Raw genomic sequence first — 22085 nt, forward strand, 5'->3', positions numbered from 1 at the left:
CCATACTCTGGAGCGATCGTCAGTCTATAATGACATATTATTGCGTCAAGTAAATATTACACTCGGCGCGCCGTCAGCACGCTGGCGAAGAGCGGTCGCGGCGATTTGAGGAAGAGAACGCGTTCAAAACCGGCCGATTGGAGAAGCTGCGTCATTTCGCCTTGTCGGCGGGGTCGGCCGCTGCCCATGGCGAGCAGATAGAAGCCGAAATAGGCGTCGCCGATCGCTTCGGCGCCCGGCGTTTCCGCCATCGGTTCGGCGACGAGCAGCACGCCGCCTGGCGGCAGCGCGGCGTAGGCGGCGCGCAGCGCCGCGAGCGCCTTCTCGTCGTCGTGATCATGCAGCACGCGGATGAGCGTCACGATGTCGGCGCCTGTGGGCGGCGGCGCTTCGAGAAAGCTCCCGGCGTGGATTTCGACCCTCGACAGCCCTTGCGAGGCGAGCAAGGGGCGCGCCCGCTCGGCGACGGGCGGCAGGTCGAAGAGCTGCAGCCGCAGCGCCGGATGGCGCGCCGCGACGGCCGAGAGGAATGCGCCCTCGCCGCCGCCGAGATCGAGCAGACATCGGTGGCGGTCAAGCGCATAGGCGTCGAGCACGTCTTCGGCAATCAGCCTTTGCGAGCGCGCCATCAGCTCGCTATAGGCGCCCCACGCCGCGTCGTCGCCGGATCGGCCGGTGGCGTAGGGCCAGAATTGCGCGAGCCGCGTCGTCGTCTCGCCGCGCAGCAGCGCAACCGGATCGCGCAGATCGTCATAGAGCAGCGTATGGTGTTCGACGAAGGCGGCGACGGAAGGATTGCCCAGCATCGACGCGCCGAGGTCGTCGAGCGCAAAGCGGTCGTTCGGCAGCGCGCGCACGAGCTTGAGCGACGCCGCGGCGCGCAGCAGGCGCTGCGCGGCCTCGGGCGGAAGGGCGAGCCGCGCGGCTATGTCGCTTACGTGCTGCGGGCCCGCCGCCAGCGTCTCAAAGAGGCGCAGCCGCACGCAGGCGAGCAAGATCTGCGAATAGACGAAGCCGGCGCAGAGATCGAAAAGCGACTTGGCGCGGCGCTGGGCGATAAAGCGCGTGAACGGCGAAACCGCCGCCCAGCGCTGAAACCCTGCGTCCGCGACGAGGCGGTTACGCCAGTTGAGCCAGCGTTCGCGCCACGCCGCAAAGCCGCCGGGCACCGGATGCGAGGCGGCTGACATCGACGCGCCGCTCAGGCCGCTTCGCGCGCGAGCTGTTTGGGAAAGAACAGCGCGGTCTGCGCCTTGATCAGCATGCGCAGCTCGGGCGCTCCGGGGCAATCGGGAATGGAGTTGACGGCCGCCTTGACCAGCTCCTCGAGCCTTGATTTGGCGCCGGCCACGCCAAGCTGCGCCGCGGCGTTGGGCCGAAGGCGTACAGCGTCCTGGCCGATCGGCTTGCCGAGTTCGTCCGCGTCGCAAAGCACGTCGCGCAGATCGTCGGCGACCTGATAGGCTTCGCCCAGCTTTTCGCCGAGCGTGCGCCAGGGCTCCGCGTCGGCGCCGGCCGCAGCCGCGCCGGCGCGGGTCGCGGCGACGAACAAGGCGCCGGTCTTTGCCCGCTGGTAATCGGTAAGCGGCACGGCGACTTCACATTCCCAGGCCTGTCCGGCGACGATGCCGCTGGGCGAACCGACCGCTTCGGCGACGATGCCGAGCAGCGCTGCCATCCGCGCCGGGTCGCGCGCCGCCACCGTCCGCAGCGTCGCGAAGGCGTGGACGATCAGCGCGTCGCCGGTCAGCACGGCGATGGGAGCGCCATATTCGGCATGGACCGAAGCCTTGCCGCGACGCAGCGGCGAATCGTCGAAGCAGGGCAGATCGTCATGCACGAGCGAGGCGCAATGCAGCAGCTCGATCGCCGACGCGGCGGCGTCGGCCGCCTCCGGGTCACTGTCGCCGCAGGCGCCGGCGACGGCGAGGCAGAGCTGCGGTCGGATCCGGTGGCCCGCCGGGAAGACGGCGTAGCGCAGGGCCGACGCGAGCAGCGGCGGCGCCCCCGGGCCTTGCGCCAGCGCGACGGCCTCGTCGAGCGCCGCTTCGATACGGTCGGCAATCTGCATGGCCCGCCTCCGTTATGTAAATCTATGTAGCTCTACTTTGTGTCAATTTAGATTGACATAGAGGGAAGGTTAGATCAACTCTTTTCAGGGGCGCAGGCGCGCCTTTTCGGATGAGCGCATGGCAACGCATCGCATCGCCGTCATCGGCGCTGGAATCGGCGGGCTCGTTTCCGCGCTGCTGCTTTCGGCGCGCGGCTTCGACGTCACCGTGCTCGAACGGGCGCAGTCCCCCGGCGGCAAGATGCGGCAGGTCGAGGCGGGCGGCGCGCTGCTCGACGCCGGCCCGACCGTAATGACGATGCGCTGGGTCTTCGATCAGATCTTCGACGACGCCGGCGCCGATTTCTCCGACTGCGTGAAACTGCTTCGCCTCGAGACGCTCGCGCGCCACGCCTGGAGCGCAAATGAAAGACTAGATCTCTTCGCCGATCCGGCGCGCAGCTTCGAGGCCATCCACGCCTTCGCCGGCAAGACGGAAGCCGAAGGCTTCGCGCGCTTCTGCGCGCGCGCCCGCGGCATTTACGAGACGCTCCGCGATTCCTTCATTCTCGCGCAGCGGCCGAGTCCGATCGATCTCGTGCGCCATGCTGGCGTATCAGGCCTCGCCAATCTCACGCGCATCTCGCCCTTTGCGTCGATGTGGGACGAACTCGGCAAATATTTTAGCGATCCGCGCCTTCGACAGCTCTTCGGGCGCTACGCGACCTATTGCGGCTCTTCGCCCTTTCAGGCGCCCGCGACCCTGATGCTCGTCGCGCATGTCGAGATGGACGGCGTGTGGCGCATCGAAGGCGGCATGCATCGTCTCGCCGCTGTTCTCGCCGATCTCGCGCGCGCCCGCGGCGCGAAGATCCTTTATGGACGACACACGAAACGCATTCTCATCGAGGGCGGGCGCGCCGCTGGCGTCGAGACCGACCAAGGCGACGTCATCAGCGCCGACGCAGTGGTGATGAACGGCGACGTCGCCGCATTGCGCGCCGGACTTCTCGGCGCGCCGGCGACGGCGGCGCTGAGCGGCGCGCCGCGCGCGCGGCCGTCTCTGTCGGCGGCGACATTCGCGATGCGCGCGCGGACGCGCGGCTTTCCGCTCGTCCATCACAATGTGTTCTTTTCGCGCGACTATCGCGCCGAATTCGAAGACGTCTTTCGCGATCGACGGCTGCCGCGCGCGCCGACGATCTATGTCTGCGCGCAGGATCGCGGCGACGAGGATTCACATCCCGACGACGAAAGGCTGTTCGCGCTCGTCAATGCGCCCGCAGCCGACGGCGCGCGAGACATCTCGTCCGAGGAGTTACGCCAATGCGAGGAGACGGCCTTTCGATTTCTCGCCGACTGCGGTCTCGAAATCACAGCCTCGCCGGAAGCGATCACGCGAACGGCGCCGAAGGATTTCGCCAATCTGTTTCCGGCGTCTGGCGGGGCGATCTACGGCCAGGCGTCGCACGGTTGGATGGCGTCCTTCACGCGGCCGGGATCCCGCACACGAGTCCCGGGTCTTTATCTCGCGGGGGGCAGCGCGCATCCGGGACCGGGCGTGCCGATGGCGGCGATCTCGGGTCGGCTCGCGGCGCAGAGCCTGATGGCGGACCTTGCTTCGACGCGCCGGTCGCGCCGCGCGGCTATCGCTGGTGGTATGTCGACGCGCTGAGCGATGATGGCGAATATGGCGTGACCGTCATCGCCTTCATCGGCAGTGTCTTCTCGCCCTACTACGCCTGGTCAGGCTGGGCCGATCCCTTCAACCATTGCGCCGTCAATGTCGCGCTCTATGGCCCCCGCGGCGCGCGCTGGGCGATGACCGAGCGCGGCCGCAGGAGCCTGAAACGCACCCGCGACGTTCTGCTGATCGGACCGAGTTCGCTCGAATGGCGCAACGGCGTTCTGACGATCCGCATCAATGAGATCGCGGCGCCGCTGCCGAAGCCTGTCCGCGGCGAAATTCGCCTCGAGCCCTGCGCCATCAACATGCAGGAGTTCATGCTTGAAGCTCACGGACGCCACCTCTGGCGGCCGATCGCCCCCATGGCGCGCGTCTCGCTCGATCTCGATGCGCCCGACCTGCGCTGGAAGGGTCACGGCTATTTCGACACGAATTCCGGCGACGAACCGCTCGAAAAGGGCTTTTCATTCTGGACCTGGTCGCGCGCCAATCTCGGAGACCGCGCCGCCATCCTTTACGACGCCGAGCGACGCCGCGAAGCGCCGCTGTCGCTGGCCTTGCGTTTCAATCGGTCGGGCGAATTGGAGACGCTCGATCCTCCGCCCCTCGCGCCGCTGCCTTCGACGAAATGGCGCGTTCAACGCCGCACGCGCGCCGATGATGGAAGAGCGCAGGCGCTACGCAGCTTCGAGGATGCGCCCTTCTATTCCCGCTCGCTTGTTTCGGCGAAGTTTGGCGGTGAAACCATCCGCTGGGTCAACGAGAGCCTGTCGCTCGAGCGCTTCGCGAATCCGCTCGTGCGACTGATGCTGCCGTTCCGGATGCCGCGCCGCGCCTGAACCAAGCGAAGTCAACGCTTGTCGTCCGCCTTTGACTGCTCATCGCGCAGCCGCTTCCTTGCCTTCTCCAGCGACAGGAGCTGCCAAACGCCTAGAATGATGATCAGGCCGAAGGAAAACACCATCTCGACCACGCCGAAATATTCATCTGACATCGCGCCAGTCGCTTCAACGTTCAGCGCGTTCGAGACGTTCGAAGATTTCGAGCACGCGCAGGAATTGCGGGACGACGCCGTCGGCTTTCGGGCGCCGCGGCCGAACTGGATGTCGCGCCACCGCCTGGATCAAAAATGTCGCGGCCTCGAGCGGCGGCGTCTGCGAGTCGCTCGAAAGCAGCGGCGACGCCGCACAGGCTTTCGCGACCAGCGCGAGTTTGCGCGCCGAACCGACGCGCGCACGGCGCGTCACCGAGTCGAGCCCGTAGCGCAGGTCGAGTTCGCGGCCAATTTCGGCGTATAGCAGCGCGGCGGCGAGAATGGCGGGCCGGCAGGAAAGAGGAAGTCGCGCAATGCCGCGCCGCGCACGCAGATAGAGCGCGTCGGCTTCGCCCAGCAGCCGACGCACGACGCTTTTGAGCGCCGGCGTCGCCACGGGGTTCGCGAGGAAAGCCTCGGGATCAACGCCCGCCTCGCGCAGCCAGCAGAGCGGCAGATAGAGCCGGCCGGCGCGCGCGTCCTCGCCAACGTCGCGCGCAATATTGGTGAGTTGCATCGCGCTTCCGAGATCGCAGGCGCGCGCCAATGTCTGCGGATCGCGCACGCCCATGATCAGCGTCATCATCACGCCGACGGCTCCGGCGACGCGCGCGGCGTAATCGTGGAGTTCGTCGAGCGTCTCATAACGCCGCCCCTCGGCGTCCCAGGCGAGGCCTTCGAGCAGCGCTTCAGGCACAGCGCGAGGAATGGCGTAGCGACAAACGAGATCCGCCATGGCGCGGTCGGCGGCGACGGGGTGCGGAACGCCCTCATAGGCGCGCGACAGTCGCTTGCGCAGCCGGTCCACTGCGTCCGGGGAGCCGCCCTCGATATCGACGGCGTCATCAGAGAGTCGGCAGAAGGCGTAAAGCCCGTAAGCCGGCGTGCGCACCTCGCCTGGCAATAACAGCGACGCCGCGAAGAAAGAACGCGAACCCTGTCGGATCGCTTCTCGGCAGGCGACGTAATCCTCTCGCGCAGCGAGCGCGGCGTCAGGCGAAGACGGATGCATCGGGCGCCACCTTGTCGAGAATCCGCGCCGACGACAGAACGCCCGGCAGTCCGGCGCCGGGATGCGTGCCCGCCCCGACCAGAAAAAGATTGCGCACGTCCTCGCTCACATTATGCGGACGAAACCACGCGCTTTGCGACAATATCGGCTCGAGCCCAAAGGCCGCGCCGCGGAAGGCGTTGAGTTCGGCTTCGAAATTCAGCGGAGTCGCGATGCGCGACGTGACGATTTCAGAAGCGAGGCCCGGCAAGATCGTCGCTTGGAGGGTGTCTTCGATTCGTCGGCGATAGCGCTCGGCGAGCGCCGTCCAGTCCTGTCCACCCTCGAGATTGGGCACGGGCGAAAGCACGTAAAATGCATCGCAGCCGGGCGGCGCGAGCGTCGCGTCCGTCGCCGTCGGTCGATGCAGATAGAGGCTGAAATCATCCGCGAGCGTCTTGCGCTCGAAGATGTCTTTGAGCAGTTCGCGATAGCGCGGCCCGAGCAGAATCGTGTGATGCGCGACGTCTTCATATCTGCGCCGCGTTCCGAAATACCAGAGGAAGAGGCCCATCGAATAGCTGGCGCGTTCGAGCTTGCGATCGCTCCAGCGTCGCCGCTCGGAAGGATGCAGCAGGTGACGATAGGTCCAGGCCGAATCGGCGTTGGATACGACAATGTCGGAGGCGATGCGCTCGCCCGAGGCGAGACGCACGCCCTTGGCGGCGCCATTTTCGACGATGATCGAATCGACCTCGGCGTCGCAGCGAATCCCGCCGCCCTGGCTTTCAATGAGATCGACAAGCCCTTTGACCAGGCTGCCCGTTCCGCCCATGGCGAAATGCACGCCCCAGCGCTTCTCCAGCGCCGCGATCAGACAATAGATCGCGCTGGCGCGGAAGGGGTTGCCGCCGATGAGCAGCGGATGAAAGCTGAAGACCGTGCGCAGCCGTTCGTCGCGTAAAAATTGCGACACAAGCGCGTAGACGCTGCGATAGCCTTGAAGTCGGATGAGGTCGCCGGCGACCCGCGCCATATCGAACGGCGAAGAGAAAGGAACGTCGCCAAGTTCTTCGAAACCGATGCGGCAGATCTCGCGGCTTTTGTCCATGAAGCGCGTAAAGCCATCGACGTCCTGCGGCGAGAAGCGCGCGACTTCGGCGCGCATCGCCTCCATGTCGCCGCTGTAGTTGAAGCAGGCGCCGTCGGCGAAGCGGATGCGGTAGAAGGGCGACATCGGACGCAACTCGATGTCGTCGGCCATGTCGCGCCCGCACAGCGCCCAGAGTTCCTCGAAGAGGAATGGCGCGGTGACGATTGTCGGGCCGGCGTCGAACGTAAAGCCATCTTGACGATAGACATAGGCGCGGCCGCCCGGCGCGTCTCGTTTCTCGAGAACGGTGACGCTGTAGCCGCGCGCGCCAAGCCTCACGGCTGCTGCGAGCCCGCCAAAGCCGCTGCCGATCACGACGGCGCGCGGCTTCCTACCGGAGGCCGCCGCAAAGCGGGGACGCTCAGCCAGTGTCAACATAAGTAGACAGTAACGCGACCAGCGCGAACGATCAAGGGAGAGTCTAACCGCCTGTCCGCCGACCGCGGCCGCGGGGTTACAAATTCAGAACCAGCAGGTCGCTCTTGGCCCGCGATACGCAGGCCAGAAAAAAGCCTTCCGCCTTTTCCTGATCGGAAAGACGCTTGTCGCGATGGTCCGCCTCGCCTTCGATGACCTGGACCTTGCAGGTTCCACACATGCCTTGCTCGCAGGACGTGGGGATCTTCACGCCCTGCTCCTCGAGGAAAGCCGTGACGGTCTTGTCGCCGGGGATTTTATACACGGCTCCAGTGCTGGCGATTTTAACTTCGAAGACCTTGTCGAGCGCCGCCGGCGGCACTTTCGCCGTGAATCTTTCGACGTGGATCCGCTCCTTCGTGAAGCCCTTCTGCTCCGCCAGGTTGATGATCGGATCCTGCCACCAGTCAACGCCACAGATGAAAAGCTGCGTGTCTTCCGGCTGGTCCTGCAGGAGAGCGGCGGGATTGAGCAGCTGATCGCGTTCGCTCGCCTCATAATAATAGTTCGTGTCGTCGGCGAAGTTTGATGTCGCGATCATCTCGCTGAAGGAGCCCGGCGACATCATCGCGTAGACGTAGTGCAGCTCGAACGGAATGTCCTGGCGCTTGAGATGATCCGCGATGCTCAGGATCGGCGTCACGCCGATGCCTCGCGCCATCAGGATCGCCCGCTTCGTTTGCCGCGGCGCGCGAAACCGATTTCTCGGCAAGCCCACCTGTAATTTGTCGCCGACATTCACCTGGGTGTGCAGCGCCTTGGAGCCGCCGCGGCTATTGGCGTCATTCCATACGCCGATGACATAGCGATGGCGTTCCGTCGCGCTGTTGCACAAGGAATATTGGCGCACCAAGCCGCCGGGAAGCGTGACGTCGACATGCGCGCCAGGCGAGAAGGCCGGCAGCTCGGCGCCAGTTGGATCGACCAGTTCGAACGAGGCCATATTGTGGGCCTCTTCCGTCTTCTTGGCCACAATCACTTCACGCAGGGCGTCGTCCATCGCGTCGTCCGATCAGATGCGAAACAGAGCGCAGAAAGTAGCAAGAAGCATACCCTGCGATCGCCGCAGATCGCGCCAGGGATCAAGGCCCTCGCCCGCTGGCGGCTGTCGCGTCCCGCGAACAGCGCCTCGAGCGCACGTGGTGCGACCTCGCTGTGCGGCATCCGCGCATCCGACGGCGAATGCGAAGTCATCTTCGCGCGCTTAGGCTGGCGGGGAACCGACAATGTCGCCAACCGGCCAAAGCCGAGCGCGGCATCCTTGCGCACGCGACAAAAAACCCTTGATCTCGCTTGCCATTCTCAACGCCCCAAACTGGGCGCCGTTCTTGAATTGACGATGCGATGAGGAGGCCGCATGGCTGAAGCGGAGACTGAAATCCAGAGTCTGCAGGAACGGCTGGTGGACGCCGACGCGCTGCCAAGCGACATCCGCGGCTATCACAAGCGCACCAAACATGCGCCGACGCGCTATGCGCTCGGGCCGGCCTTTCTCGATTGGTCCTCGCAGCCTTCGCCCTTCCGCCGCTTCGACGGCGCGCCGCGCATCGAACTGCCGCTGCGCGATCGCGAAGAGACCGCGCCCTTCCCGGGCCCTGCGCTGCGCTCCGCCCCGCTGGACCGCATGGCGCTCGGCCTGTTTCTGGAGCTCGGCTTCGGAATCAGCGCCTGGAAATCTTACGAAGGCTCGGCTTGGGCGCTGCGCAACAATCCATCTTCCGGCAACCTGCATCCGACCGAAATCTATCTCCTCGCCAACGCCGCCGAGGGGCTCGGCGAATACGCCGCCCTTCATCACTATGCGCCGGAAGATCATGCGCTGGAACGTCGCGCTGTCTTTGAAAAGCCGGGCGTTCTTCCCGAGGGCGGCTTCGTGCTCGGTCTGAGTTCGGTGGCGTGGCGCGAGAGCTGGAAATATGGCGAGCGCGCGTTTCGCTATTGCCAGCTCGATGTCGGCCATGCGATCGCCGCCGCGGCGCAGGCCGCCGTCGCGCTCGGCTGGCGCGCGCATCTCCTGTGTGAACCTGGCGACGCTGCAATCGCGGCGCTCCTCGGTCTCGATCGGCCGGACGCCGCGCATCGGCGCGAAGAAGAACATCCCGATGCGCTGTTGTGGATCGCCACGGATGCGAATGCGCCGCCCGTCATAGACGTCGCGCGGCTGGCGCAAGCGCCGCGCGCGTGGACGGGAGCCGCAAATCGCTTGAGCGAAGATCACGACGGCTGGCCGCTCGTCGACCGGGCCACGCGACTATGCGTCAAGACCCGCACGCCGGCGCTGGAGCGCGTGTCGCCACTTGCGCCAAAGCCCGCAGTCCCTTTCCCGCTGCCGGACATCGGGCGCGTGGTGCGGCGTCGGCGCAGCGCGCAACGCATGGACGGCGTCGCACGCCTTTCGCATGAAGCGTTTTGCGCGATGCTCGCGGCGACGCTTCCCGGCGCCGAGCCATGCCTTGCGCCCTTCTCATGGCCGCCACGCCTGAACCTGCTGCTCTTCGTGCATCGCGTCGATGGCCTGGAGCCGGGTCTCTACCTTCTGCAACGCGACGCCGAAGCCGTCGCGCGGCTGCGCGAGATGTCGGCGCTGGCCTTGCTTTGGACGCCGATGGAGATCGGCCCTCTCAAACTCTTCCGTCTGCGGCGCGGCTCTGTCGAACGCGAGGCGAGCATGAACGCCTGCCGCCAGGCGATCGCCGGCAAGGGCTGTTTTTCCATTGCGATGATCGCCGATTTCGACCGCACGCTTCGAGAAGACGGCGACTTCGGCTATCGCCGGCTGCACTGGGAGGCCGGCGCGATCGGCCAGGCGCTCTATCTCTGGGCCAGCGCCATCGGCCTTTCCGGCACGGGCATTGGTTGCTTCTTCGACGACGAGATCCACGCGATGCTTGGCCTGTCGCCAGAACAATACGCCTTTCAGGACGTCTACCACTTCACCGTCGGCGCCGCGCTGGAAGACGCACGCATATTGACGCTCCCCGCCTACCCCGAAGAACTGCGCGCGCGAACGTAAGCTTCAACCATCGGATTTGCCGGCCAGCCGCTCCCGCCAGCGCTCGCGGAAGGCGTTCGCCAGCGACTCGTTCGCAAAGACGACCTCTATCGACCATTCAGTGGTGCGCGTAGCGTCAGGCCAGACGCGTTCCGTGCGACGCCAGACAACCTCTGGCCAATCGGGATTGCGCAGCGGCTTGCCGCTCTCGCGCGAGGACGGCCGGCCGACGCGCGCGATCAGCCAGTCCATGACTTCGGGGCGAAAGGCGGCGCCAAAAAACAGCCCGTGCCGGCCCATGCGATCCGGCGTGCGAAAGATGCGCTGGTTCAGCCAGGCAAAGGAAGGCGGATCAGGATCGTTGTGAAAGCAGCGCAGCGCCAGCAAGCGGAACCCCATAGGAATGCGCAGCGCGGGTACGGCGTTGACGCAGCTCGCTGACTCCAGCAACGCCGTGTCTTCCATAGTCACGCGCAGTCTCCCCTGCCTCCGGCGATAGCGGCTCGAATCTTGCTCGCCGTCGAAGCAAATTCGCAGCCAGCCTTACGGAGCGCCCTCATGTTCGTTCGCGTCTGCAAGGAAGACACCCTCATGGAGGGCGGGATGCGCATTGTCATCGCCGACGCGCAACTGATCGTTCTCGCCTGGCCGGAAAACGGCATCGTCAGGGCGTTTCAGGGAGTCTGTCCGCACGCCAACATCCCCTTGGCGGACGCCGATTTCGACGGGGCGACGCTCACCTGTCCGCGGCATTTGTGGTCCTGGGACTTGAACAGCGGCCAGCCCACCCATCCGCATGCGACGCCGCTTGCCGAATATCCCCTCCGGATTGAAGACGGCGTCGTCTATATCGACGCCGAAGGCGTCGCGCCGATCTTCGCAGAACCCTGAAAAGCAACTCTGGTCCGTATATTTCGCAGGCGCGATCGCGTCAGAAAAGGTTGGCGAGCATGGCGGTGGATTTGAAGACGGATTGGACGAACGACGATCTCGCCAGGCTGATGGCTTCCGTCGAAGACGATCGCGACTGGCGGCTCGAGGTCAGCGCCGAAGGCGTCGCCGATCTTAGCGACAAGACCGCCAATCCCACCGGCGCGGACTATGACGAGTCGCTGCATTGTTTCTTCGAAACCTGGATGCAGGGTACAGATTTCGTCGGCGCTTCGGCCGCCGCCGACAAGAGCCTCGTCGAAAAAATCGCGAAAGCCCTGCGCGAAAACTATCCACAGCCGAAAGCAGGAAAATTCGTTTACGTGGCTTTGTAGCGAATTCCGACGCCGAGCGACGCGCGCCGCTTCAGTCGCTGGTGCGCTTTTTGCTTTTGCCGAGCGCAGGGGGACGATGTCACACGAGCGATTCCGCGAATTTTTGTCCAGTCGAAGCGCGCCTTTCGTGATCGTTCTGGGCACGAATGAGATTGCGTCGGCGGTCGCTGCGCGCCTGACGCGGGAAGGCTGCCGCGTCGTGCTCAGTCATGACCCTAACCCGCCCATCATCCGGCGCGGCATGGCCTTCCACGACGCTCTTTTCCAGGATCGCGCCGAGGTCGATGGCATTCAGGGTCGCCGCGGCGAGACTGCGCTGGAAATCGTACAGGTGTTGACGCGAACTGGGGTCGTCGCAGTAACCTCGCTGCAACTGACCGATCTCATCGCGCTCCGCACGCCCGACGCGCTGATCGACGCCCGGATGCAGAAAAACTGCATGACCACGAATCTGCGCAACATCGCCAATCTGGCCATCGGCCTCGGCCCCGGTTTCAATGCCGGCCTGAACTGCGACGTCGCCATAGAGACGCATCCCGAACATGCCGGCGAACTTGTCGAGAGCGGCGAAACCCGGCCCAAGGACCATATTCCGCGCTACCTCGGCGGCGTCGGCCGCGGCCGCTTCGTGTATTCCGCACGAGCGGGCGTCTGGCGCACGCCGCTCGACATCGGCGCGCGAACCTTCAAGGATTATCTCCTGGGGCTCCTCGACGGTCATCGTGTGCTTTCGCCGATGGACGGATTCCTGCGCGGCATTGCGCGCGACGGCGCCGTCGTGCCACAAAACGTCAAACTCGTCGAAGTCGATCCACGTGGGCGCGCCTCAAATTGGACGGGCTCAGACGAACATGGACGCGCCATAGCGGACGCCGCCTTCCGCGTGATCGCCAAGGCCGCCCACCAACGCTTCTGGGCGCGGCCCGTTACCGAAAGTTACCATTGAGGCTTAAGCTGTGACCACGGCCACGCTCGACAATTCCGTATCGATCTACGACCGTATCGGCGGCTCCGACACGATCGACCGGCTTGTCGACACCTTCTATCGCAACATGGATGAACTACCGGAAGCACGCGACATACGCGCCATTCACGCGGATGACCTGGGACCGACGCGCGCCATTTTGAAGGTCTATCTGGCCGAGTGGCTCGGCGGCCCCAAGGAATATTCCGCCAAGAAGGGACATCCACGCCTGCGTATGCGGCATGGGCATTTGCAAATCGGTCCGGCCGAGCGTGACGCCTGGATGCTGTGCATGAACGGCGCGCTGGATGCGACGATCGAAGACGCGGGCATACGCGAAGGTCTGCGCGAAAATCTCGCTAAGCTCGCCGATTGGATGCGCAATGACCCGGATAATGCGCATGACAAGCGTCATTGAGCGCGGAGCAGCTGCGCCTCTCAGAGGACCCCCTGTCCTAGCGCGCGCATCACATCAGCTGCGATAACCTTCCTCAGCGAGCACCTGGCGGACGGCTGGACGCATTTTCATGCGCTCATAATGCGCCCGGCAGTTACGGGGCAGCGTCATGCCGGTCTTGTCAGCCCAGAACTCCACATAGAACAGCGCCGCATCGGCGATCGAAAAGCCGCCGGCGACATAGTCCTTGCCCGCGAGTTCAGCATCGATCGCGATCAGCGCCGATGCGACGATCTCGCGTCCTTCGGTCTTGATCGCCTGTACGTCGCGCTGCCGCCCGGCATAGCGCTCCGGCGTGAACACGCGTCGAAAGCCTTCGCCGTGAATGTGCTGGACGCAGAAGCGCATGGCGCCCAGCGCCGCCTCGCGCGCTTCCGCGTCCTCCGGTAGCAGCTTGCGGCGCGGATAGGCCTCCGCGAGCCATAAGGCGATCGAGTGAAAATCCGTCAGCGCGACGCCGTCGTCGCGCAGAAGAGTCGGTATCGTCCCATTCGGGTTAATCGCCAGATAATCCGGCTTGAGGTGATCGCCTTTGACGAGATTGACGATATAGGCCTCGAAGACCAGCCCGATCTCTTCCAGTAGAATGTGTATGCCCGTGGAGCAGGATCCGGGCGTCATGTAAAATTTCATTCCCGGCTCGCTTGGCGGGCGTCCGATCGGCGGAAGCGATCTCAGCCGAATTTGAACAGCACGCCATAGCCGCCGCGCGGATAGTTCCATTCGATGTCGCCGCTCGGCTCGGCGATGATCCGGCAAGTGCCGCATTCGACGCAGCCGTCCGTGGCGATCTCGACCTGCCCCGCCGAGTTCATTTCATAACAATGCGCCGGACAGACGTTCAGCAGGCTGAGCAGTTGCGGCGAAGGCTTGCTGTGCGGACGCACCTTGATGTGGGCGCGGCCGGCGTCGACGAGATAGCGATTGAGGTATAGCTTGTCCTCCACCCGGACAGCTGAATCTGCGCTCATTGTCCTTCTCCGTTGCTAGAGGGCATCGCGCCCGACTACCTCCACGCGCGCGCCAGACGAAAGGCGTCGCCGACCAAACCAGTCAGCGAACGCGCCGCGAGGAAGGAGCGGAACGTGGTCTTCTCCTTTTCGCGTTTCGGCGTGCCGTCGACGCGAAGAAAATTCGTCATCGCCTTGGAGACGAGCTGCGGATAGGTGAGGAAGAAGTTCTGCGCCTGGATGTGGAGCAGGTCCGGCATGTCGCGATACTTCTTCAGATCCTTCATCACGAAGGACTCATCGAGCATCTTCTTGTAGAGCGCGAGATTTTCCTTGGTCATCGGATCGCGGCGCGATTTGATCTGGAAGATCGCTTCCGCGGCGAGACGTCCGGAGGTCATCGCGAGATTTGATCCCTCGCGATGCACGGCGTTGTTCAATTGCGCGGCGTCGCCAACGACGACCCAGCCGTCGCCATAGAGCTGCGGGATCGCCTTGAAGCCGCCCTCGGGGATCAGATGCGCGGCGTATTCCTTGACTTCCGAGCCTGCGATGAGCGCCGCCACGGAGGGATGCTGCTTGAACTTCTCCAACAGTCCGTACGGCGTCTGTCCCGTCTTCTCGAAGTCCGCGACGAGACAGCCGATGCCGAGCGAGATGGACTCCTTGTTGGTGTAAATGAAACCCATGCCGGTCATGCCCTGCGAGATGGTGCCGACCGCCTCGATGACCACACCCTCGTCGCCGCGCAAATTGAAGCGGGCTTCCAACGTTTCCTGCGGAAGGAAGTGCATTTCCTTCACCGCCAGAGCGACATTGTTCTTGTCAGGCGTCTTGCGCAGTCCGGCTCTTGTGCCGAGGAGCCCGCTGACGCCTTCCGCCAGCACGACGACGTCTGCGCCGACCTGTCCGTTCTTGCGGTCGGTGCGCACGCCGATCACTTTCCCGTAGGCGTCCTGCAACAATTCGACGACTGTTGTTTCGCACAGCACGACCGCGCCGGCCTCCTGAACCTTCTTGGAGAACCATTTGTCGAATTGCGCGCGGATGATCGTGTAGCGATTGGGACGCTCCTCGTTGAATTCATCGGAGCGGTAATGCAGTCCCGTATGGGAGTTGTCGTCCATCATCCAGAAGCGCTGCTCGACCAGATGGCGCTCCAGCGGCGCATCTTCGCGGAAGTCCGGGACAAGCTTCTCGAGCATGTCGGAATAGAGGATCGCACCCTGCACGTTCTTGGAGCCGGAATATTCGCCGCGCTCCAACTGCAGGACCTTGAGGCCTTTGCGCGCCAGCGTGAGAGCGGCGGCGTTGCCGGCCATGCCGGCGCCAACAACGATCGCGTCGAATCTTTCGTCGATCATGCCTATCTCCTCTAGCTCGCTAGACGATCGCGCTGATGCGGAGACAATCGTTTCGAGAACGCTTCAGTGAGGGCAGGCAAAAGCCGTACCGCGTCGGTGACGATCCCGAGATGAGCGAAGTCGAAGATCGGCGCATTCTTGTCGGTGTTGATCGCGACGATGTAATCCGCGCCCTCGACGCCGACGCGATGTTGAATCGCGCCAGAAATCCCCGCCGCGATATAGAGTTTGGGGCGGATGGTCTTGCCGGTCTGGCCGATCTGTCGATCGGAGCTGACCCATCCCTTCTGCACGAGCGGGCGTGAACAGCCGAATTCCGCGCCGATCGCGCTCGCGAGCTGACGCACAAGTTGGAAATTTTCCGGAGAGCCGAGACCGAGGCCGCCCGCGACGACCACGTCGGCGAAGGCCAGGTTGGATTTTGTCGAATCGCGGTCAGGCAGAAACGACAGCACTTTCGTGACAATGTCGTCTTCCATCATGTTGAGAGGATGTTCGACGACGCGGCCGATCGGCTTTTCGACGCGCTCCGGCATCGGCATTACGCGCGGACGCACGGTCGCCATCTGCGGACGGTAGTTCAGCGTGAAGATCGTGCAGAGCAGCGAGCCGCCGAACGTCGGACGCGTCGCGGCGAGCGAGCCTTCCGCGTCGACGTCGAGTTCCGTACAATCGGCGGTGAGGCCGGTCAGCAGCGTGGTCGCCACCGAGCCGGCGAGGTCGCGCCCCAAAATCGTCGCGCCGAGCAGCAGGATTTCCGGCTGATAGGCGTTGACGAGATCCGTCATCGCCTTGGTGTAGCTCTCGTTGCGATAATCGGCGAGGATGTCGTCCTCGACGAGGTAGGCGACGTCTGCGCCATAGTTAAAGCTTTCCCGCACGACGGCCTGCGTCGCTTCGTTGCGCGCGCCGATGACCACCGCGGCGAGATTGACCCCGAGCTTATTGGCGAGAATCCGCCCGGCGCCCATCAACTCCCACGACACCGGGTGCGCCTGTCCGCGCTCCTGCTCGATGAAGACCCAGACATGCTTGTAGGCTTTGAGATGTTCGGGCAGCTCTTTCTTCGCCGCGGCGCGCCCCGCCGGAGCAGGAGCCTTTGGTGTGTCGTTCATCAGTGGCGCTCCTGTTTCGAGATCAATAGCCGCGGGTCAATTGGCCGAGCTCGGCTTCGAGCGCGGGTCGGCGCTTGAACAATTCATCGACGAAGGCGTCTCCAGGCTTGTCGCCAAGTTCAATGAATTGGGCTTTTTCCGCACGCGGCTTCGGCGCGAAGACGCGCTTGACGATGGTCGGCGACCCGCGCAGGCCGCATTTGGTGATGTCCTCGACGCCGGCGTCCTGCGCGCTCCATTTGACGATCGTCGCGCGCGCCGCAGCCAATGCGTCGCTCAGCGAACCAATGCGCAGCTCGTTGACGCCTTCGAGGATGGAGATCAGGCAGGGCATCTTGCTGCGCAGCTTCTGCACGCCGCCTTCGCTGCGCCGCTCGACGTCGATCGTGCCGGCCTCAAGATCGACTGCGTCGATGTGCGAGACATAGGTGAGCTGCATCAGGCCAAGCCGCTTGGCGACGCCCGGCCCCACCTGCGCCGTGTCCCCGTCGATCGTCTGCTTGCCTGTGAAGACGATGTTGGGCGGGCCGAACTCGACGCCGATCTTGCGAATCGCGGTCGCCAGCGCATAGGTCGTCGCCAGCGTGTCGGCGCCGGCGAAGAAGCGGTCAGTCAGGAGCACCGCGCGATCGGCGCCAAAGCTCAACGCCTTGCGGAGGCTGTCCTCGGCGGAGGGCGGACCCATGGTGAGAATGGTGACTTCGCCGCCGAACTGCTGGCGCAGCCGCAGAGCCTCTTCGATCGCAAAGAGATCATAGGGGTTGATGATGGTCGGAACGCCCTGGCGCATGATCGTGTTGGTCACCGGGTGAACGCGAATCTGCGCCGAGTCGGGCACTTGCTTCATGCAGACGACGATATGCATTCGAATGGTCCCCGTTATCCTTGAGCGTTCACTTCAGAACGTTGAGCTGCACGAGATTCGGCGTCGGCGCCGGCTTGACGGCGTCCTTGTGGACCTTGAACAGGCGCTCGTTTATCGGCGTCGACGTCAAGAAGTCCTGATAGGCGCGCTCCAGGAAGTCCCTGCAGCGCTGGGTCACCGTGGCTTCGTCCAATTCGCAGAGATCCTCGCTGAACAGATACTGCCCCATGCGCCGCAGGATATGGAGACGCGCGACATTGACGACCTTCGGATCGAAATCGACGCCGAGCAGCGCGAAGAATTCTTCGGCGCAGGACGCCTTTTTCAATTGCTCCAGAATGGCGGGCTCGGACATTTCGGTCTCCTTCATGCGATTTCCGCCGCGTCCCCCTTTGGCGCGGCGCCATCGGGCGCCTTGAGTGTCCGTTCGCGCTCTCGCAGGCGCCTCTGCAGATGCGACACGCGCGTCTCCAGAAACTCGACGCGATCGAGCAGAACCGAGAACGCCTCGCCAACCGGATCTGGCATCAGGTGGTGATTGAGGTTGATGCGGCCGTCGAACGTGCAGCGGCCAATGTCGCGATGCACGACCTTCGCCGGAATGCCGACCACCGTCGCATCGCGCATCACGCTTTCGATCACGACGGAATTGGCCCCGACGCGCGCATTACGGCCGATGGTGATTGGCCCGAGAATCTTCGCGCCGGCCCCGACGATCACTTCGTCTTCAAGCGTCGGATGGCGCTTGCCGGGCGACCAGGACACGCCGCCGAGCGTTACGCCATGATAGAGCGTCACGTCATCGCCGACGACCGCTGTCTCGCCGATGACGACGCCGGCGCCATGATCGATGAAAAAGCGTCGGCCGATCGTCGCGCCAGGATGAATGTCCACATTGGTCAGCAAGCGCGCGAGCCAGGAGAGGAGACGCGCGCCAAAGCGATGATCATTGATCCACAGCCAGTTGGCGAGGCGATGCCAGATGACGGCATGCAGCCCGGGATAGGTGAGCAGCGTCTCGAAACGTCCGCGGGCGGCGGGATCGCGCGTCGCGACACAAGCCAGGTCCTCGCGGATCAGTTGCAAACGCGTGGGTTCTTTCGGCGCTGTCGACGCCTCAGCGCGCCCCGCATCGTCCGTCATGGTGGCGACTCGTTCGAGCATGACGCCTCACATGCCTCTCGCGTGCGCGCTCGCGCAGACGCTGCGCCAGATCGAAGTCAAGGCCTCGCCGCTGACCGGCCCCTTGTGATCGAGCGCATGCGCGCGCACGCAGGAGACGATTTCGCCGATCTCCTCGACGTTCACCGATAAATTCAATCGTCGCAGCATCGCAGTGACGGCCGCCGAGCCGGAATGTTTGCCGATCACGATTTCATGCGCGCGGCCGAGCACGCCGGGATCGAAGGCTTCATAGGTGCTTGGGTCTTTAAGCAGCCCGTCGACGTGAATCCCGGATTCATGTGTGAAGGCGTGCTCGCCGACGATGGATTTGTTCAGCGGAATCGGTCGCCGCGCCGCGGCGGAGACCAGCGCCGCGACGTTGCGCAATTCGGTGAGCACAATGCCGGTTTCGTATTTGTGCAGCTGACGCGCAGCTACGGCCACTTCCTCCAGCGGCGCATTGCCGGCGCGCTCGCCGAGTCCGATGACGGTGACCGACGCATGCGTCGCGCCCGCCCGAATGCCCGCCAGCGTATTGGCGGTCGCGAGGCCAAGATCGTCGTGACAGTGAATTTCAATTTCGAGGTCGCTCTCCGCGCGCAGCTTGGCGATCAGCTCGAACGCGGCGAAAGGATCGAGCACGCTCAACGTGTCGGCGACGCGGAACCGGCGGGCGCCGGCGGCTTTCGCGACCGCCATCATCTCCATCAGGAATTCGGGCTCGGCGCGCGAAGAATCCTCGCCGCCGACCGCGACGTCGAGGCCCTTCTCGTGCGCGTAGCCAACGACCCGCCGCGTCATCTCCAGCGCCTGAGCGCGCCCGCCGCGCAGCTTGGCGCCGATCTGCGTCTCGGAGACTGGCACGGACAGATTCACCATCGAGACGCCCGACGCCAGCGCCGCATCGACGTCCTCGACGCGCATCCGGCACCAGGCGATCGCCCGCAGCGGCAATTCGGCGTCGACGATCGTCCGGATCATCGCGATCTCCACGCCGCCCATCGCCGGCGTGCCGGCTTCGAGTTCGGTGACTCCGGCGCGCGCCAGGGCGCGGGCGATCTCGAGTTTTTCTTCGCAGGTGAAGGCGACGCCCGGCGCCTGTTCGCCGTCCCGCAGCGTCGTGTCGTTCAAGACCACGTCCAGCACGCTCTGCGCCGACGAAGCGGCGACACTGCGCGAAGTCTCTATGGGAATGTCGTTCGTCATCGACTCATACGAGCGCCCAAGACGCCGCTTTCCTGCTACCAAGGAACAATCGCACAACCGCATCACGCATCCGGGCAGCCGTCAGCTGAAGGACTTTTGACAGCCGCAGGTGGAGCTTGCATTGGGATTTTCAAAGGTGAAGCCGGATCCGGCGAGATCCTGACGAAAGCCAAGCGTCATGCCTTCGAGGCGCGGACGCGAAGCCGGATCGATCAGCACGCGTATGCCGTCCGCCTCCACGACCGTGTCATCGGTTCTCTGCTGCGGATCAAGATCGACAACATACTCGTAGCCGGCGCAGCCGCCTTCCTTGACCAGGATGCGCAGACCACCTTCTCGTTGAGAGGCCCGCGTCATCGCATCCTTTACTGCGGCGACGGCTGCCTGCGAGACCGTGATCATACTGGATACTCCGGGATGAATTTGCTTGCGCCTATAACAAGCAATCGACATGCCATCCCGTCTCTGGCCAGATACCGCCAGTCCGACAGCCAATTAAGCGAATTGTCGAAAACTCGACAGACGTTGTTCGAATGAACCTACACGATCTGTCCGACGTCGGGCGTCGCAGGGGGCTGCGTCGCCGACGCAATGCGGCTGTTCCCGGATTCCGCGCCATAACAGAGTTCGTAATCGGCGCAGTTCGTGCACACCGGCGTGCTGCACATGACGAAACCATCGTCCTCGCACATCATGCGATAGATGAACCGCTTCCAGCGCATGTTCTTGTCATTGCGTCTGGCGAGCGGCGCGAAGTGACGCGCGATCAGCCGCGTCAATTCGGATCTGTCGCGAAGTCCGAGATCCTCCCAGAGATGGTTCGGCTCCATCGCGCGGCGCGCAATCATCGCGGCGAGCCAGCGGCCGCAGTCGCCCTCGCTGGAGCGGTTCTCAAGGAGAAGCTCCCGGACCATTTCTATTTCGTCCGCATCGACGAGATTCCCCACGTCTTCGCCGCGGGATTCGATGCGTCGCGCAGGAAAGCAGTAAGAAAAGAGACCGGCGAGTTCCGCTTCCGTCAGACCGGCTTGCGTCGCGAGGCGCCCGCCCTCGCTGGACGCCAAGGCAAGAATCGAAGCCAGAACGTGGCGGTCGAAATTGGCGTCGCCATCGATGCTTGCCGCCTCTGGCAAGACCCCGGTCAGATCCCGATAGGCGCGCGCCGCGTCACTAACGTTGGGCCCGCTTTCCGTCGCCGCAGACGCGAAGCCGCTTCTGCCGTCCATATCCGGAAAGGCGCGCACCATCACGTCACGCTCCGCTGAGAAAAGAGCGTCGGCCTCCCTTTTTGAGGGAGGTCGACGCGCAAGCATTGGTGGATCAGGCGATCGCCTGGAGTTCGGACGCAGTCTTGCCGACCTGGCTCTCGTCGACCGCCTTCATGATGCCGTGCTCCATCAGCATGTCTTCGAGCTCGTCCATCGTGATCGGCGTCGGGATGATGCCCTTGCCCTGATTGGCGTGGACCCTGGTCGCCAGATTGCGGTAGTGGTTCGCCTGATCGGACTCCGGCGCATATTCCAGAACCGTCATGCGGCGCAGCTCCGCGTGCTGAACGATATTGTCGCGCGGCACGAAATAGATCAGCTGCGTGCCGAGCTTCGTGGCCAGAGCTTCCGCAAGCTCCAGCTCCTTGTCGGTCTGACGCTCGTTGCAGACCAGGCCGCCCAGGCGCACGCCGCCGGAGTTGGCGTATTTGAGAATGCCCTTCGAGATGTTGTTGGCGGCATACATCGCCATCATCTCGCCGGACATGACGATGTAGATCTCCTGCGCCTTGTTCTCGCGGATCGGCATCGCGAAGCCGCCGCAGACGACGTCGCCGAGCACGTCATAGGACACATAGTCGATGTCCTCGTAAGCGCCGTTCTCCTCGAGGAAGTTGATCGAGGTGATGACGCCGCGGCCGGCGCAGCCGACGCCAGGCTCGGGACCGCCGGACTCGACGCAGCGAATGTCGCGATAGCCGACCTTCATCACGTCTTCGATTTCGAGATCCTCGACGCTGCCGGCGTTCGCCGCCAGGCTCAGGATCGTGTCCTGCGCCTTGGCGTGCAGGATGAGGCGCGTCGAGTCAGCCTTCGGATCGCAACCAACGATCAGAATGCGATGTCCCATCTCCGCCAGAGCGGCCAGCGTGTTCTGGGACGTCGTCGACTTGCCGATGCCCCCTTTGCCGTAAAATGCGATTTGCCGTAGTGACGACATGTCTGTCTCCTCTTGAGCCCTTCGACACTACCCAGAGATATGCTGGGCAGTTCCTCTGCATCAGAAACTGGTCGCGGGTTGCGGGAAGGAACACATCGCTCGGCGAAACGTAGGCGTGCGCTCAGCCCTCACTCGCGCTGGACAGGTAGCAACCGCCATGCCAATGCGGCATTTGCGCCTAGTCCATTGTTTTTTATGAAATTG

The 22085-nt window shown here is 64.0% G+C and carries 25 protein-coding genes; 7 read left to right on the top strand and 18 right to left on the bottom strand.

All coding sequences use genetic code 11. The annotated features are described in order from the left end of the window. Positions 1–56: 56 nt before the first annotated feature. Complete coding sequence (locus AC0X69_RS08965) at positions 57–1190, bottom strand: methyltransferase (protein ID WP_482613103.1); 1134 nt, start codon at positions 1188–1190, stop codon at positions 57–59. Positions 1191–1201: 11 nt separating this feature from the next. Beyond that, on the bottom strand, positions 1202–2071 hold the full coding sequence (locus AC0X69_RS08970) for a polyprenyl synthetase family protein (protein WP_482613104.1): 870 nt from the start codon (positions 2069–2071) through the stop codon (positions 1202–1204). A gap of 118 nt (positions 2072–2189) precedes the next feature. On the opposite strand from AC0X69_RS08970, the gene crtD reads away from it, so the two are divergent. Both crtD and AC0X69_RS08980 read left to right on the top strand, forming a co-directional pair. After that, entirely contained in the window at positions 2190–3725 is a 1536-nt protein-coding gene (gene crtD, locus AC0X69_RS08975; protein ID WP_482613105.1) for a 1-hydroxycarotenoid 3,4-desaturase CrtD, read from the top strand. Between the two features lie 20 nt (positions 3726–3745). After that, positions 3746–4576 carry a carotenoid 1,2-hydratase family protein gene (locus tag AC0X69_RS08980; RefSeq protein WP_482613106.1) on the top strand — a complete coding sequence of 277 codons (831 nt, stop codon included), beginning with the start codon at positions 3746–3748 and terminating at the stop codon, positions 4574–4576. A gap of 11 nt (positions 4577–4587) precedes the next feature. On the opposite strand, the gene AC0X69_RS08985 is transcribed toward AC0X69_RS08980, so the two are convergent. The 4 genes from AC0X69_RS08985 to AC0X69_RS09000 form a co-directional block, all read right to left on the bottom strand. Continuing rightward, positions 4588–4731 carry a hypothetical protein gene (locus AC0X69_RS08985; protein ID WP_482613107.1) on the bottom strand — a complete coding sequence of 48 codons (144 nt, stop codon included), beginning with the start codon at positions 4729–4731 and terminating at the stop codon, positions 4588–4590. Positions 4732–4744: 13 nt separating this feature from the next. Then, on the bottom strand, positions 4745–5782 hold the full coding sequence (locus AC0X69_RS08990; RefSeq protein WP_482613108.1) for a phytoene/squalene synthase family protein: 1038 nt from the start codon (positions 5780–5782) through the stop codon (positions 4745–4747). Then, positions 5763–7292, bottom strand: coding sequence for a phytoene desaturase (locus AC0X69_RS08995; RefSeq protein ID WP_482613109.1), 1530 nt, complete (start codon positions 7290–7292; stop codon positions 5763–5765). The genes AC0X69_RS08990 and AC0X69_RS08995 overlap by 20 nt, the downstream gene beginning before the upstream one ends. 76 nt (positions 7293–7368) lie before the next feature. Further along, entirely contained in the window at positions 7369–8331 is a 963-nt protein-coding gene (locus AC0X69_RS09000) for a PDR/VanB family oxidoreductase (RefSeq protein ID WP_482613110.1), read from the bottom strand. A 357-nt stretch (positions 8332–8688) separates the two neighbouring features. Here AC0X69_RS09000 and AC0X69_RS09005 point away from each other — a divergent pair, with 357 nt between their 5' ends. Further along, a complete protein-coding gene (locus AC0X69_RS09005) occupies positions 8689–10344 on the top strand; it encodes a SagB/ThcOx family dehydrogenase (protein WP_482613111.1) in 1656 nt (551 codons plus the stop codon). A 3-nt stretch (positions 10345–10347) separates the two neighbouring features. On the opposite strand, the gene AC0X69_RS09010 is transcribed toward AC0X69_RS09005, so the two are convergent. Further along, a complete protein-coding gene (locus AC0X69_RS09010) occupies positions 10348–10788 on the bottom strand; it encodes a hypothetical protein (protein WP_482613338.1) in 441 nt (146 codons plus the stop codon). A 93-nt stretch (positions 10789–10881) separates the two neighbouring features. Here AC0X69_RS09010 and AC0X69_RS09015 point away from each other — a divergent pair, with 93 nt between their 5' ends. The 4 genes from AC0X69_RS09015 to AC0X69_RS09030 all read left to right on the top strand — a co-directional run bounded on the left by AC0X69_RS09015 (position 10882) and on the right by AC0X69_RS09030 (position 12970). Continuing rightward, positions 10882–11214, top strand: a complete 333-nt coding sequence (locus tag AC0X69_RS09015; RefSeq protein WP_482613112.1) for a monooxygenase system ferredoxin subunit — start codon at positions 10882–10884, stop codon at positions 11212–11214. 59 nt (positions 11215–11273) lie between these two features. Continuing rightward, entirely contained in the window at positions 11274–11588 is a 315-nt protein-coding gene (locus AC0X69_RS09020; protein WP_482613113.1) for a hypothetical protein, read from the top strand. Between the two features lie 76 nt (positions 11589–11664). Then, positions 11665–12534, top strand: a complete 870-nt coding sequence (locus AC0X69_RS09025) for a xanthine dehydrogenase (protein ID WP_482613114.1) — start codon at positions 11665–11667, stop codon at positions 12532–12534. A gap of 10 nt (positions 12535–12544) precedes the next feature. Next, the gene (locus tag AC0X69_RS09030) at positions 12545–12970 is read left to right on the top strand and encodes a group II truncated hemoglobin (protein WP_482613115.1); all 426 of its coding nucleotides are present in this window, start codon (positions 12545–12547) and stop codon (positions 12968–12970) included. A 54-nt stretch (positions 12971–13024) separates the two neighbouring features. Here the strand turns inward: AC0X69_RS09030 and AC0X69_RS09035 are convergent, their stop codons facing one another. The 11 genes from AC0X69_RS09035 to nifH form a co-directional block, all read right to left on the bottom strand. Continuing rightward, complete coding sequence (locus tag AC0X69_RS09035) at positions 13025–13642, bottom strand: glutathione S-transferase family protein (protein WP_482613116.1); 618 nt, start codon at positions 13640–13642, stop codon at positions 13025–13027. Between the two features lie 41 nt (positions 13643–13683). Next, on the bottom strand, positions 13684–13980 hold the full coding sequence (locus tag AC0X69_RS09040; RefSeq protein ID WP_482613117.1) for a ferredoxin family protein: 297 nt from the start codon (positions 13978–13980) through the stop codon (positions 13684–13686). 35 nt (positions 13981–14015) lie between these two features. Then, on the bottom strand, positions 14016–15323 hold the full coding sequence (locus AC0X69_RS09045; protein ID WP_482613118.1) for an FAD-dependent oxidoreductase: 1308 nt from the start codon (positions 15321–15323) through the stop codon (positions 14016–14018). 11 nt (positions 15324–15334) lie between these two features. After that, a complete protein-coding gene (locus AC0X69_RS09050; protein WP_482613119.1) occupies positions 15335–16438 on the bottom strand; it encodes an electron transfer flavoprotein subunit alpha/FixB family protein in 1104 nt (367 codons plus the stop codon). 22 nt (positions 16439–16460) lie between these two features. Next, positions 16461–17303 (bottom strand): electron transfer flavoprotein subunit beta/FixA family protein, encoded by an 843-nt coding sequence (locus tag AC0X69_RS09055; RefSeq protein ID WP_482613120.1) that lies wholly within the window; start codon positions 17301–17303, stop codon positions 16461–16463. Between the two features lie 28 nt (positions 17304–17331). Beyond that, positions 17332–17673, bottom strand: coding sequence for a nitrogenase stabilizing/protective protein NifW (nifW, locus tag AC0X69_RS09060; RefSeq protein ID WP_482613121.1), 342 nt, complete (start codon positions 17671–17673; stop codon positions 17332–17334). Next, positions 17670–18446 (bottom strand): serine O-acetyltransferase, encoded by a 777-nt coding sequence (cysE, locus tag AC0X69_RS09065; protein WP_482613122.1) that lies wholly within the window; start codon positions 18444–18446, stop codon positions 17670–17672. The genes nifW and cysE overlap by 4 nt, the downstream gene beginning before the upstream one ends. Before the next feature lie 27 nt (positions 18447–18473). Further along, positions 18474–19673 (bottom strand): homocitrate synthase, encoded by a 1200-nt coding sequence (gene nifV, locus AC0X69_RS09070; protein ID WP_482613123.1) that lies wholly within the window; start codon positions 19671–19673, stop codon positions 18474–18476. Positions 19674–19754: 81 nt separating this feature from the next. Continuing rightward, entirely contained in the window at positions 19755–20075 is a 321-nt protein-coding gene (locus tag AC0X69_RS09075) for a HesB/IscA family protein (protein ID WP_482613339.1), read from the bottom strand. 137 nt (positions 20076–20212) lie between these two features. After that, entirely contained in the window at positions 20213–20920 is a 708-nt protein-coding gene (locus AC0X69_RS09080; RefSeq protein ID WP_482613124.1) for a nitrogen fixation protein NifQ, read from the bottom strand. Between the two features lie 73 nt (positions 20921–20993). Further along, positions 20994–21881, bottom strand: a complete 888-nt coding sequence (gene nifH, locus AC0X69_RS09085; protein WP_482613125.1) for a nitrogenase iron protein — start codon at positions 21879–21881, stop codon at positions 20994–20996. Positions 21882–22085 lie beyond the last annotated feature (204 nt).

It is taken from the genome of Methylocystis sp. Uni0008, assembly GCF_056838045.1.

Coding starts and splice junctions, on each gene's coding strand:
- AC0X69_RS08990 (WP_482613108.1), bottom strand. CDS start 5,782: ATGCATCCGTCTTCGCCTGACGCCGCGCTCGCTGCGCGAGAGGATTAC.
- crtD (WP_482613105.1), top strand. CDS start 2,190: ATGGCAACGCATCGCATCGCCGTCATCGGCGCTGGAATCGGCGGGCTC.
- AC0X69_RS08985 (WP_482613107.1), bottom strand. CDS start 4,731: ATGTCAGATGAATATTTCGGCGTGGTCGAGATGGTGTTTTCCTTCGGC.
- cysE (WP_482613122.1), bottom strand. CDS start 18,446: ATGACGGACGATGCGGGGCGCGCTGAGGCGTCGACAGCGCCGAAAGAA.
- nifH (WP_482613125.1), bottom strand. CDS start 21,881: ATGTCGTCACTACGGCAAATCGCATTTTACGGCAAAGGGGGCATCGGC.
- AC0X69_RS09055 (WP_482613120.1), bottom strand. CDS start 17,303: ATGCATATCGTCGTCTGCATGAAGCAAGTGCCCGACTCGGCGCAGATT.
- AC0X69_RS09015 (WP_482613112.1), top strand. CDS start 10,882: ATGTTCGTTCGCGTCTGCAAGGAAGACACCCTCATGGAGGGCGGGATG.
- AC0X69_RS09000 (WP_482613110.1), bottom strand. CDS start 8,331: ATGGACGACGCCCTGCGTGAAGTGATTGTGGCCAAGAAGACGGAAGAG.
- nifV (WP_482613123.1), bottom strand. CDS start 19,673: ATGACGAACGACATTCCCATAGAGACTTCGCGCAGTGTCGCCGCTTCG.
- AC0X69_RS09010 (WP_482613338.1), bottom strand. CDS start 10,788: ATGGAAGACACGGCGTTGCTGGAGTCAGCGAGCTGCGTCAACGCCGTA.
- AC0X69_RS09005 (WP_482613111.1), top strand. CDS start 8,689: ATGGCTGAAGCGGAGACTGAAATCCAGAGTCTGCAGGAACGGCTGGTG.
- AC0X69_RS09040 (WP_482613117.1), bottom strand. CDS start 13,980: ATGAGCGCAGATTCAGCTGTCCGGGTGGAGGACAAGCTATACCTCAAT.
- AC0X69_RS09020 (WP_482613113.1), top strand. CDS start 11,274: ATGGCGGTGGATTTGAAGACGGATTGGACGAACGACGATCTCGCCAGG.
- AC0X69_RS09080 (WP_482613124.1), bottom strand. CDS start 20,920: ATGGTGCGCGCCTTTCCGGATATGGACGGCAGAAGCGGCTTCGCGTCT.
- AC0X69_RS09025 (WP_482613114.1), top strand. CDS start 11,665: ATGTCACACGAGCGATTCCGCGAATTTTTGTCCAGTCGAAGCGCGCCT.
- AC0X69_RS09045 (WP_482613118.1), bottom strand. CDS start 15,323: ATGATCGACGAAAGATTCGACGCGATCGTTGTTGGCGCCGGCATGGCC.
- nifW (WP_482613121.1), bottom strand. CDS start 17,673: ATGAAGGAGACCGAAATGTCCGAGCCCGCCATTCTGGAGCAATTGAAA.
- AC0X69_RS09075 (WP_482613339.1), bottom strand. CDS start 20,075: ATGATCACGGTCTCGCAGGCAGCCGTCGCCGCAGTAAAGGATGCGATG.
- AC0X69_RS08970 (WP_482613104.1), bottom strand. CDS start 2,071: ATGCAGATTGCCGACCGTATCGAAGCGGCGCTCGACGAGGCCGTCGCG.
- AC0X69_RS08965 (WP_482613103.1), bottom strand. CDS start 1,190: ATGTCAGCCGCCTCGCATCCGGTGCCCGGCGGCTTTGCGGCGTGGCGC.
- AC0X69_RS09050 (WP_482613119.1), bottom strand. CDS start 16,438: ATGAACGACACACCAAAGGCTCCTGCTCCGGCGGGGCGCGCCGCGGCG.
- AC0X69_RS08995 (WP_482613109.1), bottom strand. CDS start 7,292: ATGTTGACACTGGCTGAGCGTCCCCGCTTTGCGGCGGCCTCCGGTAGG.
- AC0X69_RS09035 (WP_482613116.1), bottom strand. CDS start 13,642: ATGAAATTTTACATGACGCCCGGATCCTGCTCCACGGGCATACACATT.